This is a genomic window from Sphingobium sp. TCM1 (genome assembly GCF_001650725.1).
Taxonomy (GTDB): Bacteria; Pseudomonadota; Alphaproteobacteria; order Sphingomonadales; family Sphingomonadaceae; genus Sphingobium.
This window is the reverse complement of record NZ_LXVX01000002.1, coordinates 218,799-232,904: the sequence shown is the minus strand read 5'-3', so window position 1 is coordinate 232,904 and position 14,106 is coordinate 218,799. Positions and strand designations below refer to the sequence as shown.

The window sequence follows — 14,106 nt, the reverse complement described above, 5'->3', positions numbered from 1 at the left end:
CATAGCGTTCACTCCCGCCCGACTTCCTTCACGGTTCCTGCAAATTCCTCGAAATCCCGCGCGTCGGTGAAGTCCTTGTAGACGCTGGCGAAGCGGATATAGGCTACGCTGTCGAGGCGCTTCAGCCCCTCCATCACCATTTCGCCGATGGCGCGGGCGGGGACCTCGCCATCGCCGCTGGTTTCCAGCTGGCGCTGGATGCCGGAGATCAGCTTTTCGATGCGGCTGGGATCAATCGGCCGCTTGCGGCAGGCGATGCCGATCGATCGGGCCAGCTTGTCGCGGTCGAAGGCTTCCTTGCGCCCCTCGCTCTTCACGACCCAGATGTCACGCAACTGGATACGCTCGAATGTGGTGAAGCGCGCCCCGCAGGCTTCGCACTGGCGGCGACGGCGGATGGCGGCACCATCCTCCGTCGGCCGGCTGTCCTTCACCTGACTGTCTTCATGGGCGCAAAAGGGGCAGCGCAAGCGGGCTTACCCTTCGTAGATGGGGAAGCGGGCGCAAAGCGCAGTGACGCGTTCGCGGACATTGGCTTCCACGGCGGCATCGCCATGTTCGCCCTTGTCGCGCAAACCTTCCAGCACGTCGGCGATCATGTCGCCGATCGCCTCGAACTCCGCCACGCCGAAGCCGCGGGTGGTGCCGGCGGGCGATCCGACGCGGATGCCGCTGGTCTTGGTCGGGGGCAGCGGGTCGCCCGGCACGCCATTCTTGTTGCAGGTGATGAAGCTACGCTCCAGCGCCTCGTCGGCATCCTTGCCCGAAATGCCGTAGGGGCGCAGGTCGATCAGCGCCAGATGGGTGTCGGTGCCGCCGGAGATGACGGCCAGGCCGCGCTGCTCCAGCTTGCCGGCAAGCGCCTTGGCATTGTTGACGATCGCCTGGGCGTAGGTCTTGAACTCCGGCTGGAGCGCTTCGCCGAAGGCCACCGCCTTGGCGGCGATGACGTGCATCAGCGGGCCGCCCTGAAGGCCGGGGAAGATGGCCGAGTTGATCTTCTTCGCGATCGCTTCGTCATTGGTCAGGATCATGCCGCCGCGCGGACCGCGCAGGGTCTTGTGCGTGGTGGTGGTCACCACGTCGGCATAGCCGAAGGGCGAGGGGTGGGCGCCGCCGGCGACCAGACCCGCGAAGTGCGCCATGTCGACCATGAACAGCGCGCCGACCTTGTCCGCGATCGCACGGAAGCGGGCGAAATCGATCTGGCGCGGATAGGCGCTGCCGCCCGCGATGATCAGCTTGGGCTGGCATTCGATCGCCTGCGCCTCGACCGCGTCATAGTCGATCAGGTGGGTGTCTTCGCGAACGCCATATTGCACGGCGTTGAACCATTTGCCCGACATGCTGGGCTTCGACCCATGGGTCAGGTGGCCGCCGGCATCCAGCGACAGGCCCATGATCGTCTCGCCGGGCTTGACCAGCGCCAGCATCACGCCGCCATTGGCCTGTGCGCCCGAGTGCGGCTGGACGTTGACGAAGTTGCAGCCGAACAGCTGCTTGGCGCGGTCGATGGCGAGCTGTTCGACGACGTCGGACGGAGCGCAGCCCTGATAATAGCGCTTGCCCGGATAGCCCTCGGCATATTTGTTGGTGAAGACGCTACCCTGCGCTTCCAGCACCGCCTTGGACACGATGTTTTCCGACGCGATCAGTTCGATCTGGTTCTGCTCGCGCTTCAGTTCCTGCTGGACGCCGCCGAACACGGCGGGATCCGCATCGGCCAGGCCGCGCGTGAAATAGCCTTCCGAACGGATGTCCGACAAAGCAGGCTGGGTCAGGGTGTCGGTGCTCATCTCAAGTCCTTTCAGAGCGCGGGCTGGGATAGTTTCTCGACACGGCCGGCATGGCGACCGCCGCCGAACTCGGTGTTGATAAAGGCGGAGACGCACGCCTTGGCCATGTCCTCACCTGTCAGACGAGCGCCGAGCGCCAAGACATTAGCGTCGTTATGCTCGCGCGACAGCGCAGCCGACAGCGGTTCGCTTACCAGTGCGCAGCGGCACGCCGGATTGCGGTTGACCGCGATCGAGATGCCGATGCCCGACCCGCAGAGCGCGATGCCGCGCTCGGCCGCGCCCGATGCGACGGCCGCCGCGAGCTTGTAACCAAAATCGGGGTAATCGACTCGGTCGGCGGTGGCCGGTCCCAGGTCGTCGACGTCATGCCCTTCCTCGCGCAGCCATTGGGCGAGTTCCGCCTTCAAGTCGACGGCGGCATGATCGGATGCGATGGCGATTTTCATGTGAGAAGCGTCCCTTCACCGAAAGGGTGATTCGTTTCTGCGCGCCTCATAGGGGCAAGGAACGCCAATTGCCACAGTCCAGCTTGGTCCCTATGGCATCCTGCATGGCTGGAACGATCTTATCCATCCTCATGCTCGCGGGCGCGCTGCTGACCGGCGGCGGCATTTACACGCTCCTGAAGAGGCGCGACCGGAAGCGCGGGGTGCTGATGATCCTTGCGGGGCTGGTGATGTTCGCCAATGTCGCCATTACCGCGATACCGGGGCCGGATCTGCCGGTGCTGGAACAGCGATAGGCCTCAGTGCCAGCGACGCGAGCAAGTCCGTCTGGGTGATAAGGCCCTGCAACCGATGGTCGGCATCGACCACGATGGCCGCGCGGCGGGTGCCGCTGCTCAGCGGGCCGATCAGGCGGGCTACCGGCGTGTCGGCATGGACCAGCAAGGGGCGGCGGGCGATGTCGCCGGCTTGCGCGCCCTCCTGGCCCAGATCGAGAGCGCCGATGATGCCCTGGACGCGCCCGGCATCGTCCAGCACGGGCAGCGAGAGAAGACCGCGCTCCTGCATAAGGATGCGGACCTGTCCGATCGGCTCCTGCGCGGCGACATGGATCACGTCGCGCGACATGATTTCGGCGCAGGGCACCGTGCCGTGCAGCCGCTCGGCGGCGCGCAATTCGGCGTCGGCGAAAAGCTGGCGCAGGTCGGCCTCATCCACGTCCAGCGTGTCGCCGAAGTCCTGCATCGCATCGGCGAGATCCTGTCCCGACGGCCCGGCGCGCAGCATCGGTGCCGGGTCACTCGTGCCATGGGGCGCGGGCGTCCTGGGCGCGACATGGGGATAATTATGACCGGCCAGCCGGTGGAAGAGGATGGCGACGGTCAGCAGCAATAGTGTGTTCACGCCGACGGGCACCAGCGCGAACATATAGCTGCCCGCCGCGCCCTTCGCCCCCAGGACGGCCGACAGGGCCACCGCGCCGCCGGGCGGGTGGAGGCAGCGCAGCAGCGACATGACCGCGATCGCCGCGCCAACCGCCAGCGCGGCGGCCAGCGTGGGGTCGGCGATGGCCTTGGCCACGGCGATGCCGACCAGGGCGGAAATGACATTGCCGCCAAGCACTGGCCACGGCTGGGCGAGGGGGCTGGCGGGCACGGCGAACAGCAACACGGCGGACGCGCCCATCGGCGCGACCAGCAGCGGGTGGGCAAGGCCATTGCCCAGCATCAGCCCGCAAAGCAGGCCGGTGATGGCGATGCCGCCGATCGCGCCGCTCGCGGCCTTCAGCCGATCGAGAAGGCCTGGGCCGGGCGGAGCAGGGACGAAGGCGCTGTAATAGCGGCTCCAGATCAGGCGGACGTCTTTTTCGGGGGCGTCGGACATGGGTGCTGCGCTAACCGCGCGAACCCGCCCGGCCAAGCGCGAAAATCCTCGTCCCGTTCAAGCCGACCTATCGCCCGGTCATCGCCCGCGCATTGGCCAGGAAAGTGCGACCGATGCGGATTTCGCCGCCGTCGGCCAGCGCGGCGAACCACACACCGCTGCCATCGTGGCGCAACCGGGCGATATGATCGCGGCGGACGATGTGCGAGCGATGCAGCCGGACGAACTGCTGCGGATCGAGCCGCTCCTCCAGCGAACTGATCGTCTGGTGCAGCAGATAGCTGTGCTGGCCGACATGCAGGCGCATATAGTCGCGCTCAGCCTCGATCCGGTCGATCTGGTCGGTGGCGATGCGGATCAGTTCCGAACGGTGCGGCACCCAGAATTCCTCGGCCCATTCGGGCTGCGGTTCGCTGGAGACGGCGGCGGTGTCGGGCAACTGGTTGCGCAACGCGACCTCCACCCGGTCGATCGCGCGGGTCAGCCGGTCGTGCGCGACGGGCTTGAGCATATAGTCGACCGCTGCCAGGTCGAATGCTTCGACCGCGAAGCCTTCGAAGGCGGTGACGAAGATCACAGCCGGGCGGATACCGAGCCGCCCCACGGCGCGCGCTACGCCGATGCCGTCGAGCAGCGGCATGGCGATGTCGAGCATGACCAGATCGGGCTTCAGTCCCTCGATCAGGCGCAACGCCGCCTCGCCATCGGTGGCGGTGCCGACCAGCGCGATGCGTGGTTCGCGGGCGCAGAGCATCTGGAGGCGCTCGATCGCGAGCGGCTCGTCATCGACGATCATGGTGCGGATGGACATGGGCGGTCAGCAACCCCGGCGGATGATGGGTAGGGTAAGGAGGACGGAAAAGCCGCCCGCCTCGCGCAGACCATAAACGATGCGGCCCCGATCGCCAAAACGTGCGGTGAGCCGGTCCCGCACATTGGCGAGGCCGATGCCGCTGCCGCGATCCGCCGCGCTTGGCGGGTTGGGTCCGTTGTCGGTGACGTTGATGTGCATCAGGTCGCCGTCCTCGCGCGCGGTGATGCGGATCTCCACCGGACTGGACGTGCGGGAGACGCCATATTTGATCGCATTTTCCACCACCGGCTGAAGGATAAGGCCGGGGACGCAGGCGCTCAGCAAGGACGGCGGGATGTCGATGACGGTGGTGAGCCGTTCGGGGAAGCGCACCGCCTCGATATCCAGATAGAGTTTCTGGAGATGCACTTCCTCTTCCAGCGGGACATCGTCCAGCGGGTCGCCGGTCAGGCTGGTGCGGTAGAAGTTGGATAGCGACATGATCATCTGCTCGGCCTCGTCCGGGCGGTTGCGCATGACGAGCGTCGACAGCGAATTGAGCGTGTTGAACAGGAAATGCGGGTTCACCTGATAGCGCAGCGATCGTAGCTCGGCCTGCTGCGCCGCCTGCTCCAGCCGGGCGGCGCGGCGTTCGGTGCTGCGCGCTTCGGCTGCGTAGGAGAGGGCGAGATAGAGGCCCGCCCAGGCCGACAGGAAGAAGAAGCGGCTCATCGCATCCTCGACGATGCCGATCAGCACGTAATTTTCCTCGGCCTTCTTGTGCATGTCCATGTCGGTAAAGAGCGACATGGGGTCATAGACGTTGAACATGTAGTAGTTGGCAGCCGCCATGGCGAAGGCGAAGGGTATGGCGAGCGAGAAGGCGGCGATGACCCGGATCAGCAACGGCTTCCGGTCGAAACGGCGAAGCGCGAGGTAGAGGATCCAGGTCACGATGATCCCTATGACCGCGACCACCATACGGCGCGCGGCCATCTCCATCTGCGCATCGAAGCCGACGACCAGCGCGCGCAGGCTCACAATCAATGTGTAGAACAGCCAGAAACCCAGGATGGAATAGAGCGCGATCGCGGGGGAGACGCCGCGTTCACCATCTTCGGAAGTCACTATCATGATTCCTGTCTAACCGCCTGCGCGGCGCTTGTCGCCCCGTCTGCCGGTAGCTGGTCGAACCGCTCCGCATGTTGGTCGAACGGCCAGGGCGGAACCGGCCTGACGTCCGTCCGTTGATCGGGTGCGCCATTTCCATGGCGTGGCAGGAGAGACCGATGAACGACAAGACCGACATCCGCCCGCACAGCCGTGAGGAAGCCGGCGACGAACGGGAGACCGACCGGCAGGACCATGCCGTCAGCCGGGAGGAGAAGCTGGAAGAAGGTCTCAAGGATTCGATGGACGCATCCGACCCGCCATCGACGACCAAGCCGGGCGATCATGGCGATCCGGTGCCCTCGTCGGGCTACACGCCACGGGATTGATGGCTCCAGCGTGCAAATCATGCTAATTTGCCAAGGCGGAAGAGCGAACTGGCCGCCGCACGAGAGAGGAGCGACACATCCATGCCCACATCCTGCACCCCCGCCGTCGAACGCATCGCTCGCGTGCTTGCCGGGCGCCAGTTAAGCCTGAACGGCGAGGGCAGCGATCCCCATGCGGCCGGGGCCGTCGATGCGGCCTGGCGCAACCATGTGGACGACGCGTATGCCATCCTTCACACCTTGCGCGAACCTGATGCCCAGATGGCGCAGGCCGGTGATGTCGCCGTATGGCGCAGCATGATCGGTGCTGTGCTCGACCGGCGAACCGGGGCGTAAGGGTTTCTCTAACCATTTCAGGGCATCGGGATGCGGACCGGAGGTCCTCCCCATGCCTAATGCCTATTACAGCATCCACTTCGATCACGACTTCGGCCTGATGGATGTCGCCTGGCATCGCTATTTTTCGGCAGAGGATGTCGGTCCCTATGCCGAGGCCTGCAAGGCTCGATTCGGGGCCGAAGGTTTCCAGCCCGGCTATTTGCTGCGCATGGACATGAGCGACAGCGCGGTCCAGCCGCAAGACGCACTGGCCATGTTCCGCACGCATTTTGATGGATTTCCGCGCGCTCGCCGGATCGCCGTTGTCACGTCGAGCGCTATCGCCCGGTTGCAGGTCCGGCGCGAGATGACGCAGTCCTATCTCCGGATTTTCGACAGCGCTGACGCCGCGTTGGCATGGCTGACGGAAGACAGGTGCGTCCCGGCCTGATTTCTGTCATCATCCTGTCGCACAAAGGATGATTTTCATGTTGCGCTGCACAAAGAAATCTGGTCCGTTGTGAATGACGGTGGAACAGGCGCTTAAGCCTTCAGTAACCATGATGAGCGCATGTTCTGTCGCACGACTTGAAGTCGGAGGGCAAGGATATGGGCACGAGTGCAAGACCGGCGGATGGGGCTGTCACCCTGGCGGAGTTGCGTGAATTCGCAAGCTTCCCGTCCGCTACCCAACGCTATATCCGCAGATCGCTGGACATCGGGCTGCATCGCCGCGACGCGATGAAGCTGTGGTCGCGCGACATGGTGGAGGAGGCCTCGATTCGGGCGCAGGCGCGGATTTACGGCCGGCTCGACGAGATCAAGGCGCGGGTGCCCGACGACAGCGGCCTGGAGCAGGTGGAGCCGTTCATGGCGCCGCTCGTGACCATTTCCGCCTTCGACCTGGGGCAGGACCGTCTTGGCAGTTTCTCCGCCTATCGCTTCCTCTATGAACGCTTGCTGGGCGCCGGTGCGCGGCCTTGGTTGCCGGGCGCCTTCTGCGCGGCGGCGAGCCTGCCGCATCTCCATCCCGACAAGCGTCGCGCGCTGCTCCAATCGATCAGCGAGGCAGCGGCGACGGCGGTCGGCTGGTCCAACCGCGAGCCGACCTTCTATCCTGAATGGGTCGAGAAGGTCGACATGAGCAAGGCGAACTGAACCGCAAGCCCATTCTCCGCGGGGGAGGATGGCCGGCAAAAAGGGGCGCGATGGCATCAGGCCGATCGCGCCCCTTTGCATGGGTGGGGCGGGCATGAAAAACGGGGCTGCCCGGTCGGGCGGCCCCTTCATGACCCGCTCGAACTCACATTTCAGCGGATGGGCGAGTCGGGCGACAGGCGCATGTCGAGATAATTGTCGACCGACTTCATCAGTTGATCGAGTTCATGCTCGAAGAAATGGTTTGCGCCCCGGATTTCGTCATGATGGATGGTGATGCCCTTCTGGGTGCGCAGCTTGTCGACCAGCTTCTGGACCGCGCTTGCCGTCACCACCTCGTCCGCCGTGCCCTGCACGATGATGCCCGACGAGGGGCAGGGGGCGAGGAAGGAGAAGTCATACATGTTGGCGGGCGGCGCGACCGAGATGAAGCCCCGGATTTCCGGGCGACGCATCAGCAACTGCATTCCGATCCACGCGCCAAAGGAGAAGCCGGCGATCCAGGTGGTCTGCGCTTCGGGATGGAAGCTCTGCACCCAATCGAGCGCGGCGGCGGCATCGCTGAGTTCGCCGATGCCATTGTCGAACGTGCCCTGGCTGCGACCTACGCCCCGGAAGTTGAAGCGCAGCACGGCAAAGCCCCGCTTCACGAAGGTCTTGTAGAGCGCCTGGGTGATGCGGTCGTTCATCGTGCCGCCGCCCTGCGGATGCGGGTGCAGGATCATGGCGACCGGCGCACGCGGGCGGGGCGGGGGGCTGAAACGGCCTTCGAGGCGGCCTTCGGGTCCGGGGAAAATGACGTCGGGCATGGCACCTGTTATGGTTCTGGGCCGCCCACTCCAGACGAGGAGGCAAGCGGCTAATGGGTCCGGATCGCGCGCGTCATGCGATGCCTGGGGCAAGGCGCTGGCGCCGCGCGGCAATCCGCCTATATAGAAGCCGCCGCCATTTCCGCAATCAATGAGTAATGCCCGCTTGGCCGCCGACCGTCTTTATCTGGATCATGCCGCGACCACCCCGATGCTGCCCGCTGCGCGCGCGGCGATGGCGACGGCGATGGAGGATTGGGCCAACCCGTCCAGCCCCCATGCCGACGGCCGCGCCGCGCGCGCGGCGCTGGAGGAGGCGCGCGCCCGGATCGCCGTGGCGCTGGGCTGGAGCGGGCATGTGATCTTCACGTCCGGCGCGACCGAGGCGATCGCCATCGCGCTGACGCGGGTGAGGGCGGCGCGGGTCGTCACGTCGCCGGTCGAGCATGACGCCGTACTGCGCGTGACGAAGGGCGCCGATCGGCTGCCGGTAACGTCTGATGGGTGTGTCTGCCTGACTTCCGATCGGGTATTGCGATCGGACGAACGAATCCTTCTCGCCGTCCAGCACGTCAATAACGAAACCGGCGTGATCCAGCCGCTCGACCGGATCGAGCGCGATGGGGCGATCCTGTTTGCCGATTGCGCCCAGAGCGCGGGCAAGCTGTCGCTGCCGGATGCCGACATGATCGCTGTCAGCGCCCACAAGTTCGGCGGCCCGCCCGGCATCGGCGCGCTGCTGATCCGCGACCTTGCCCTGATCGAGCCGAGCGGCGGTCAGGAGCAGGGCTATCGTCCGGGTACCGAAAATCTCCCCGCGATCCTTGCCATGGCCGCGGCGCTGGACTCGCGCGGCGACTGGCTGGCCAAGGCGGCGGAACTGCGCGCCCGGTTGGACGCGGGGATCGAGGCGGCGGGCGGCGTGATCGTCGCGCGGGACGCGCCGCGTATCCCCGCCATCGCCAGCTACCGGATGCCGGGCTTGTCCGCCCGCGCGCAACTGATCCAGTTCGATCTCAGGGGCATTTCGGTGTCGGCGGGCAGCGCCTGTTCGTCCGGATCGCTCAAGACCAGCCATGTGCTGGGCGCAATGGGCTGGGACGAGGCGGCGGCGTCCGAAGTGGTGCGCGTGAGCTTCGGCCCGCAAACGTCCGACAGCGACATGGACAGTTTCCTCGCCGTCTGGACAGCCATGGCGGAAAGAGCGGCTGGACAGTTAAAGATATGATATATCTTGATTATCAGGCTACGACGCCGCTCGCGCCGGAGGCGTTTGACGCGATGGTCCCGCTGCTGCGCGACCAGTTCGCCAATCCGCACAGCGCTCATCGCCCGGGTCGCGCCGCCGCCGCGCAGGTGGAGGTCGCGCGCGAGGAGATCGGCAAGCTGCTGCCCTCGGGGGGGCGAACCCTCTTCACCTCCGGCGCGACCGAGGCGCTCAACATCGCGATCCAGGGCGCGCCGGCGGGCGCCATCGTTACGATCGCGACCGAACATGCCGCCGTGCTCGACACGGCGGACGCCATGCGCCGGGCCGGCCGTGACGTGACCGTCCTGCCGGTCGGCCCGGACGGCATCGTCGATCCGGACGCTGCACGGGAAGCAATCGTTCCAGGTGTCGCACTCGTTGTCGCGATGCTGGTCAACAACGAGATCGGCGTGATCCAGCCGGTCGAGATGCTGGCGACCATGGCGCATGAGGCTGGCGCGTTGTTCCTGTGCGATGCGGTGCAGGGCTATGGCCGGGTTCCGATCCCGCAGGGCTGCGACATGGTCGCGATCAGTGCACACAAGATTCACGGCCCCAAAGGCGTAGGTGCGCTCTGGCTGCGCGACGGGGTGAAGCCCGCGCCGCTCATTCATGGTGGCGGGCAGGAAGGGGGGCTGCGGTCCGGCACGCTCTCCCCGGCGCTCTGCGCGGGCTTCGGGGTCGCCGCGCGGCTGATGCGAGAGCGGGCGGACATGGATCGCGTGCATGTCGAAAAGCTGGCGGCTGCGGCCCGCAGTCTGTTCGATGATTGGACGCTGAACGGTAGCATGGCGCAGCGCTACGCCGGCAATCTCAACCTGCGGCGCGAGGGCATTGATGGCGCGCGGCTGTTGTCCCATTGCCGCAATGTTGCTTTTTCGTTGGGAAGTGCTTGCGCAAGCGGGTCCGGGCGGCCTAGCCATGTGCTGCGCGCGCTGGGGCTGACGGATGGCCAGGCGCGCGGATCGGTGCGGATCGGCTTCGGCCGCTACACGACGCCGGCGGAACTGGAGAGGGCTGCAACAGTGTTGAATGAAGCGGCAGCCGCACAAGCGGCGCCGTGACAAGGGAGCGTCGCACCAATGACCAGGGTCACCTTTATCAGCGCTGACGGCGAGCGGCGGCAGGAGGTCGACGCGCCTGCCGGATCGCTGCTGCTGGACATTGCGCAGGCCGCCGGCCAGCCGCTGGAAGGAAGCTGCGAGGGACAGATGGCCTGCTCGACCTGCCATGTCATCGTCGATGCCGAGGATTTCGTCCGTCTGCCCCGCGCCAGCGAGGATGAGGAGGATATGCTCGACCTGGCCGCCGCCGCGACGCGCACCAGCCGCTTGTCCTGCCAGATAGTGCTGGACGCCGGAATGGAGCGACTGACCGTCCGCATCCCGAACGAATCCAATAATATGCAGGGCATGTGATCCGATCCATGAAGAGGCTGACCCTTCTGGCCGCCCTGGCGCTGATCGCCGTTCCCGGTCAGGCTGCCGACCGGAAGAAGGCGCCCGCCAGAGAGCCGGTTCCGACTGGGCGGCTCGATTCACTGATGCCGGTCGCGCCGCGTTATCTGGTGCCGCAATCGGCGCTGACATCCCTTCGCAATCCCGCCGAGATCGAGAAGGAAACCGGCGGACGGCTGGGGGTCGCGCTGGTCGACAGGAGCGGGGCGCTTCTGCTTGGCTTCAACCGCGACGAGCGTTTCGCCCTCTGTTCGACCTTCAAGGGGCCGCTGGCCGCTGCCGTGCTTCTGGGCGCCGAAGCCGGCAAGTTCGGGCTGGAGGGGGAGATATCCTTCGGCAAGGACGATATTCTCGATTACGCCCCGGTCGTGAAGAAGAACCGCAAGCGCGGCCGCATGAGCATGGGCGAACTGGCGCAGGCGGCGGTGGAGGTGAGCGACAACAGCGCGGCCAATCTGTTGCTGCCGATGCTGGGCGGCCCGCCGGGCCTCACCGCCTTCATGCGCGCCCATGGCGACCGCGTGACCCGGCTCGACCGCAACGAGCCCGCTCTCAACGAGAATGCCGAGGGGGACGAGCGCGACACGACGTCTCCCGCAGCGATGGCGGGGCTGATGGGGCGGCTTTTCTTCCGGGACATGAAGCCGGAGAGCGCCGACAGGCTGCGCGCCTGGTTCAACGCCAGTAGCACCGGCGACCATCGCATCAAGGCGGGCCTGCCCGAAGGGTGGACGTCGGGTAGCAAGACCGGCACATGTGGCACCGCCTATAATGACGTGGCGCTGGTCAAGTCTGCGGCGGGCGACGAATATATCCTGGCCATCTATCTGGACCGGCCCACGGTCGATGCGGGCAAGGCGGAGGCGGCCATCGCCGAAACCGCGCGCGCGGCGCTCGATTTCGTCAGCAAGGCACAGAAGAGCGGGCTGGAGTAAGCGGGCCGATCTCTCCCTGCCATGGTGGCGAGAAGGTGAACCCCTTGCCAAGCCCGCCTCACTTCGCCATATGCCGGCGCGGGAGTCGGGCGGGCGTGACCGTTGCGAACCTGGTCAGGTCCTGACGGAAGCAGCCACAGTGATTTCGTCACGGGTCGTTCCGGCTCCCACCCTCCAGTCATCATCCATCTTCGACAATGGCCGTCCGAGCGGCTAGGACAGAGGCATGTCCGATTCCCCGCAGCCCTATCGCGTCCTCGCGCGCAAATATCGACCGCGCAGCTTTCATGAGCTGATCGGCCAGGACGCGATGGTCCAGACGCTGGGCAATGCGATCAAGCGCGGGCGGCTGGCCCATGCCTTTCTGATGACGGGCGTGCGCGGGGTGGGCAAGACTTCCACCGCGCGACTGATTGCCAAGGCGCTCAATTGCATAGGGCCGGACGGGCAGGGCGGTCCGACCATCGACCCCTGCGGCCTGTGCGAACCCTGTCTGGCGATCGCCGAAGGCCGCCATATCGACGTGGTGGAGATGGACGCCGCCAGCCATACCGGCGTTGACGACGTGCGCGAGATCATCGAGGCGGTGCGCTATGCCGCCGTGTCGGCGCGCTACAAGATCTACATCATCGACGAAGTCCACATGCTCTCCAAAAACGCCTTCAACGCGTTGCTGAAGACGCTGGAGGAGCCGCCCGCCCATGTAAAATTCCTGTTCGCCACGACCGAGGTTAACAAGGTGCCGGTGACGGTGTTGTCGCGCTGCCAGCGCTTCGACCTGCGCAGAATCCCGGCCGAACTGCTGGCCGGCCATTTCTCCCATGTGGTGGAAGCGGAGAATGTGGCGGCCGAGCCCGATGCGCTGGCGCTGATCGCGCAGGCAGCGGAAGGTTCCGCCCGCGACGGCCTGTCCATATTGGACCAGGCGATTGCGCACGCCGAGATGGGGGAAGGGGCGCCGCTCGTCACCGCCGCCCAGGTGCGCGACATGCTGGGCCTGTCCGATCGCGGGTCCGTGCGCCGCCTCCTCGGCCTGCTGCTGGAAGATGATACGGGCGCTCTGCTGGGCGCTGTCCGCGACCAATATGCGCTGGGCGTCGAGCCGCTGGCCCTGATGCGCGGTCTGCTGGAGTTGGTTCATGCCGTGACCCTGGTGAAGGCCGGGCGCGACATTGGCAGCCCCGGCCAGTCGGCCGAAGAACGTGAAGCCTTGTCGGATTGGGCGTCGCAGCTCGGTTTCGCGCCGCTGCATCGGCTCTGGCAATTGCTGCTCAAGGGGCATGACGAGGTAGCGAGCGCGATCCTGCCGATCGAAAGCTGCGAAATGGCGCTGCTGCGCGTCATGCACGCGGCGACCATGCCCGATCCGAGCGAGATTGCGCGGATGCTGCGCGAGGGCGGTCCGGTGGCGGCTCCGGCCGCAGCCAATGGTGCATCCGCTGCGTCTTCGTCCGCGCCCGCGGCGCGCCTGCCAGCCACCTTTGTCGACCTGATCGAAGCCTTCTGGCAGCGGGGCAAGGGGCAACTGGCACAGGAACTTCATGATTGCGTGGGCGTCGTGCGCTATGCGCCGCCCCAGTTCGACTATCGCCCGACGTCGCAACTGCCCGCCGATTTCATGGCGCGCCTGCTGCCTGCGTTGCGCGAAGTCACCGGTACCCCCTGGCAGGTGGCGCAGAGTGACGGGTCGGCCGAGCCGACCTTGCTGGAACAGGAGCAGCGCAAGGCGGCGGACGCCCGCGCCGAGATATTGGAAACCCCGGTGGTCAAGGCGGCGATGGCCGCCTTCCCCGATGCCGAGCTGGATGACAGGCTCGAACAATGGAGTGCTGAAGCATGAAGGACTTGAACGAAATCCTGGGCATGGCGAGCCGTGTTCAGGAAGAATTGCAACGGGCGCAGGACAATCTCGACAAGCTGGAGGTCGAGGGTGCGGCCGGCGGTGGCCTGGTCAAGGTGCGCGCTTCGGCCAAGGGCCGGATCATGGGCGTAACGATCGACGAGAGCCTGCTCGCACCTTCGGAAAAGCAGATGCTGGAGGATCTGGTCGCCGCCGCGTTCAACGACGCCCGGAAGAAGGCTGATGAGGTGTCCAGCGCTGAAATGGGCAAGATGACCGCGGGCCTCCCGCTGCCTCCCGGCTTCAAGCTGCCTTTTTGATCGGAAATGGCGGCTGTACGATCACTCGCGGTTCATTGTTGCTATGATATGACCAGTGCTGATTGATTGACGCGACGGGCATCCCCATAAAGGCGATGAA

General features: G+C 65.9%; 18 protein-coding genes and 1 other RNA gene. 12 read left to right on the top strand and 7 right to left on the bottom strand.

The window, feature by feature from the left end:
* Nucleotides 1-8: 8 nt before the first annotated feature.
* Genes nrdR through rpiB form a run of 3 tightly spaced genes read right to left on the bottom strand, consistent with a single transcriptional unit; the run spans nucleotide 9 to nucleotide 2,245 of the window.
* Nucleotides 9-470 carry a transcriptional regulator NrdR gene (gene nrdR, locus A7Q26_RS02270; RefSeq protein ID WP_066855933.1) on the bottom strand — a complete coding sequence of 154 codons (462 nt, stop codon included), beginning with the start codon at nucleotides 468-470 and terminating at the stop codon, nucleotides 9-11.
* Between the two features lie 6 nt (nucleotides 471-476).
* Entirely contained in the window at nucleotides 477-1,796 is a 1,320-nt protein-coding gene (gene glyA / locus A7Q26_RS02265) for a serine hydroxymethyltransferase (protein ID WP_066855930.1), read from the bottom strand.
* An 11-nt stretch (nucleotides 1,797-1,807) separates the two neighbouring features.
* On the bottom strand, nucleotides 1,808-2,245 hold the full coding sequence (rpiB, locus tag A7Q26_RS02260; protein ID WP_066855927.1) for a ribose 5-phosphate isomerase B: 438 nt from the start codon (nucleotides 2,243-2,245) through the stop codon (nucleotides 1,808-1,810).
* A gap of 104 nt (nucleotides 2,246-2,349) precedes the next feature.
* Here rpiB and A7Q26_RS02255 point away from each other — a divergent pair, with 104 nt between their 5' ends.
* On the top strand, nucleotides 2,350-2,541 hold the full coding sequence (locus A7Q26_RS02255) for a hypothetical protein (protein WP_066856272.1): 192 nt from the start codon (nucleotides 2,350-2,352) through the stop codon (nucleotides 2,539-2,541).
* Here the strand turns inward: A7Q26_RS02255 and A7Q26_RS02250 are convergent.
* The 3 genes from A7Q26_RS02250 to A7Q26_RS02240 form a co-directional block, all read right to left on the bottom strand.
* On the bottom strand, nucleotides 2,495-3,628 hold the full coding sequence (locus tag A7Q26_RS02250; RefSeq protein WP_066855924.1) for an HPP family protein: 1,134 nt from the start codon (nucleotides 3,626-3,628) through the stop codon (nucleotides 2,495-2,497). The two genes, A7Q26_RS02255 and A7Q26_RS02250, sit on opposite strands and share 47 nt — an antisense overlap.
* Before the next feature lie 67 nt (nucleotides 3,629-3,695).
* Entirely contained in the window at nucleotides 3,696-4,439 is a 744-nt protein-coding gene (locus A7Q26_RS02245) for a LytR/AlgR family response regulator transcription factor (RefSeq protein WP_066855921.1), read from the bottom strand.
* A 6-nt stretch (nucleotides 4,440-4,445) separates the two neighbouring features.
* The gene (locus tag A7Q26_RS02240) at nucleotides 4,446-5,555 is read right to left on the bottom strand and encodes a sensor histidine kinase (protein WP_066855918.1); all 1,110 of its coding nucleotides are present in this window, start codon (nucleotides 5,553-5,555) and stop codon (nucleotides 4,446-4,448) included.
* A 155-nt stretch (nucleotides 5,556-5,710) separates the two neighbouring features.
* Here A7Q26_RS02240 and A7Q26_RS02235 point away from each other — a divergent pair, with 155 nt between their 5' ends.
* The 4 genes from A7Q26_RS02235 to A7Q26_RS02220 all read left to right on the top strand — a co-directional run bounded on the left by A7Q26_RS02235 (nucleotide 5,711) and on the right by A7Q26_RS02220 (nucleotide 7,396).
* Entirely contained in the window at nucleotides 5,711-5,920 is a 210-nt protein-coding gene (locus A7Q26_RS02235) for a hypothetical protein (RefSeq protein WP_198162807.1), read from the top strand.
* Nucleotides 5,921-6,001: 81 nt separating this feature from the next.
* Complete coding sequence (locus A7Q26_RS02230; RefSeq protein ID WP_066855912.1) at nucleotides 6,002-6,256, top strand: hypothetical protein; 255 nt, start codon at nucleotides 6,002-6,004, stop codon at nucleotides 6,254-6,256.
* A 52-nt stretch (nucleotides 6,257-6,308) separates the two neighbouring features.
* A complete protein-coding gene (locus A7Q26_RS02225; RefSeq protein WP_066855909.1) occupies nucleotides 6,309-6,689 on the top strand; it encodes an STAS/SEC14 domain-containing protein in 381 nt (126 codons plus the stop codon).
* 158 nt (nucleotides 6,690-6,847) lie between these two features.
* Entirely contained in the window at nucleotides 6,848-7,396 is a 549-nt protein-coding gene (locus tag A7Q26_RS02220; protein ID WP_066856269.1) for a hypothetical protein, read from the top strand.
* A 152-nt stretch (nucleotides 7,397-7,548) separates the two neighbouring features.
* Here A7Q26_RS02220 and A7Q26_RS02215 read toward each other — a convergent pair whose 3' ends face one another.
* Nucleotides 7,549-8,205 carry an alpha/beta hydrolase gene (locus A7Q26_RS02215; RefSeq protein ID WP_021319762.1) on the bottom strand — a complete coding sequence of 219 codons (657 nt, stop codon included), beginning with the start codon at nucleotides 8,203-8,205 and terminating at the stop codon, nucleotides 7,549-7,551.
* 166 nt (nucleotides 8,206-8,371) lie between these two features.
* Between A7Q26_RS02215 and A7Q26_RS02210 the strand changes: the two genes are divergently transcribed.
* The 7 genes from A7Q26_RS02210 (at nucleotide 8,372) to A7Q26_RS02180 (ending at nucleotide 14,006) form a co-directional block, all read left to right on the top strand.
* Nucleotides 8,372-9,433: a cysteine desulfurase family protein gene (locus A7Q26_RS02210; protein WP_066856266.1), complete on the top strand. Its 1,062-nt coding sequence runs from the start codon at nucleotides 8,372-8,374 to the stop codon at nucleotides 9,431-9,433.
* Nucleotides 9,430-10,518: a cysteine desulfurase family protein gene (locus A7Q26_RS02205; RefSeq protein WP_066855907.1), complete on the top strand. Its 1,089-nt coding sequence runs from the start codon at nucleotides 9,430-9,432 to the stop codon at nucleotides 10,516-10,518. The genes A7Q26_RS02210 and A7Q26_RS02205 overlap by 4 nt, the downstream gene beginning before the upstream one ends.
* Nucleotides 10,519-10,536: 18 nt before the next feature.
* A complete protein-coding gene (locus A7Q26_RS02200; protein ID WP_066855905.1) occupies nucleotides 10,537-10,872 on the top strand; it encodes a 2Fe-2S iron-sulfur cluster-binding protein in 336 nt (111 codons plus the stop codon).
* 8 nt (nucleotides 10,873-10,880) lie between these two features.
* The gene (gene blaSGM, locus A7Q26_RS02195; protein ID WP_066855902.1) at nucleotides 10,881-11,846 is read left to right on the top strand and encodes an SGM family class A beta-lactamase; all 966 of its coding nucleotides are present in this window, start codon (nucleotides 10,881-10,883) and stop codon (nucleotides 11,844-11,846) included.
* 77 nt (nucleotides 11,847-11,923) lie between these two features.
* An RNA gene (gene ffs / locus A7Q26_RS02190) (signal recognition particle sRNA small type) lies at nucleotides 11,924-12,021 on the top strand.
* 51 nt (nucleotides 12,022-12,072) lie between these two features.
* Nucleotides 12,073-13,686 carry a DNA polymerase III subunit gamma/tau gene (locus A7Q26_RS02185; protein WP_066855899.1) on the top strand — a complete coding sequence of 538 codons (1,614 nt, stop codon included), beginning with the start codon at nucleotides 12,073-12,075 and terminating at the stop codon, nucleotides 13,684-13,686.
* A complete protein-coding gene (locus A7Q26_RS02180; RefSeq protein WP_066855896.1) occupies nucleotides 13,683-14,006 on the top strand; it encodes a YbaB/EbfC family nucleoid-associated protein in 324 nt (107 codons plus the stop codon). The genes A7Q26_RS02185 and A7Q26_RS02180 overlap by 4 nt, the downstream gene beginning before the upstream one ends.
* The last annotated feature ends 100 nt before the right edge of the window (nucleotides 14,007-14,106 follow it).

Excerpts from the sequence above, each read along its gene's own strand:
- glyA (WP_066855930.1), bottom strand. The coding sequence starts at position 1,796 with ATGAGCACCGACACCCTGACCCAGCCTGCTTTGTCGGACATCCGTTCG.
- rpiB (WP_066855927.1), bottom strand. The coding sequence starts at position 2,245 with ATGAAAATCGCCATCGCATCCGATCATGCCGCCGTCGACTTGAAGGCG.
- A7Q26_RS02255 (WP_066856272.1), top strand. The coding sequence starts at position 2,350 with ATGGCTGGAACGATCTTATCCATCCTCATGCTCGCGGGCGCGCTGCTG.
- A7Q26_RS02250 (WP_066855924.1), bottom strand. The coding sequence starts at position 3,628 with ATGTCCGACGCCCCCGAAAAAGACGTCCGCCTGATCTGGAGCCGCTAT.
- A7Q26_RS02245 (WP_066855921.1), bottom strand. The coding sequence starts at position 4,439 with ATGTCCATCCGCACCATGATCGTCGATGACGAGCCGCTCGCGATCGAG.
- A7Q26_RS02240 (WP_066855918.1), bottom strand. The coding sequence starts at position 5,555 with ATGATAGTGACTTCCGAAGATGGTGAACGCGGCGTCTCCCCCGCGATC.
- A7Q26_RS02235 (WP_198162807.1), top strand. The coding sequence starts at position 5,711 with ATGAACGACAAGACCGACATCCGCCCGCACAGCCGTGAGGAAGCCGGC.
- A7Q26_RS02230 (WP_066855912.1), top strand. The coding sequence starts at position 6,002 with ATGCCCACATCCTGCACCCCCGCCGTCGAACGCATCGCTCGCGTGCTT.
- A7Q26_RS02225 (WP_066855909.1), top strand. The coding sequence starts at position 6,309 with ATGCCTAATGCCTATTACAGCATCCACTTCGATCACGACTTCGGCCTG.
- A7Q26_RS02220 (WP_066856269.1), top strand. The coding sequence starts at position 6,848 with ATGGGCACGAGTGCAAGACCGGCGGATGGGGCTGTCACCCTGGCGGAG.
- A7Q26_RS02215 (WP_021319762.1), bottom strand. The coding sequence starts at position 8,205 with ATGCCCGACGTCATTTTCCCCGGACCCGAAGGCCGCCTCGAAGGCCGT.
- A7Q26_RS02205 (WP_066855907.1), top strand. The coding sequence starts at position 9,430 with ATGATATATCTTGATTATCAGGCTACGACGCCGCTCGCGCCGGAGGCG.
- A7Q26_RS02200 (WP_066855905.1), top strand. The coding sequence starts at position 10,537 with ATGACCAGGGTCACCTTTATCAGCGCTGACGGCGAGCGGCGGCAGGAG.
- blaSGM (WP_066855902.1), top strand. The coding sequence starts at position 10,881 with ATGAAGAGGCTGACCCTTCTGGCCGCCCTGGCGCTGATCGCCGTTCCC.
- A7Q26_RS02185 (WP_066855899.1), top strand. The coding sequence starts at position 12,073 with ATGTCCGATTCCCCGCAGCCCTATCGCGTCCTCGCGCGCAAATATCGA.
- A7Q26_RS02180 (WP_066855896.1), top strand. The coding sequence starts at position 13,683 with ATGAAGGACTTGAACGAAATCCTGGGCATGGCGAGCCGTGTTCAGGAA.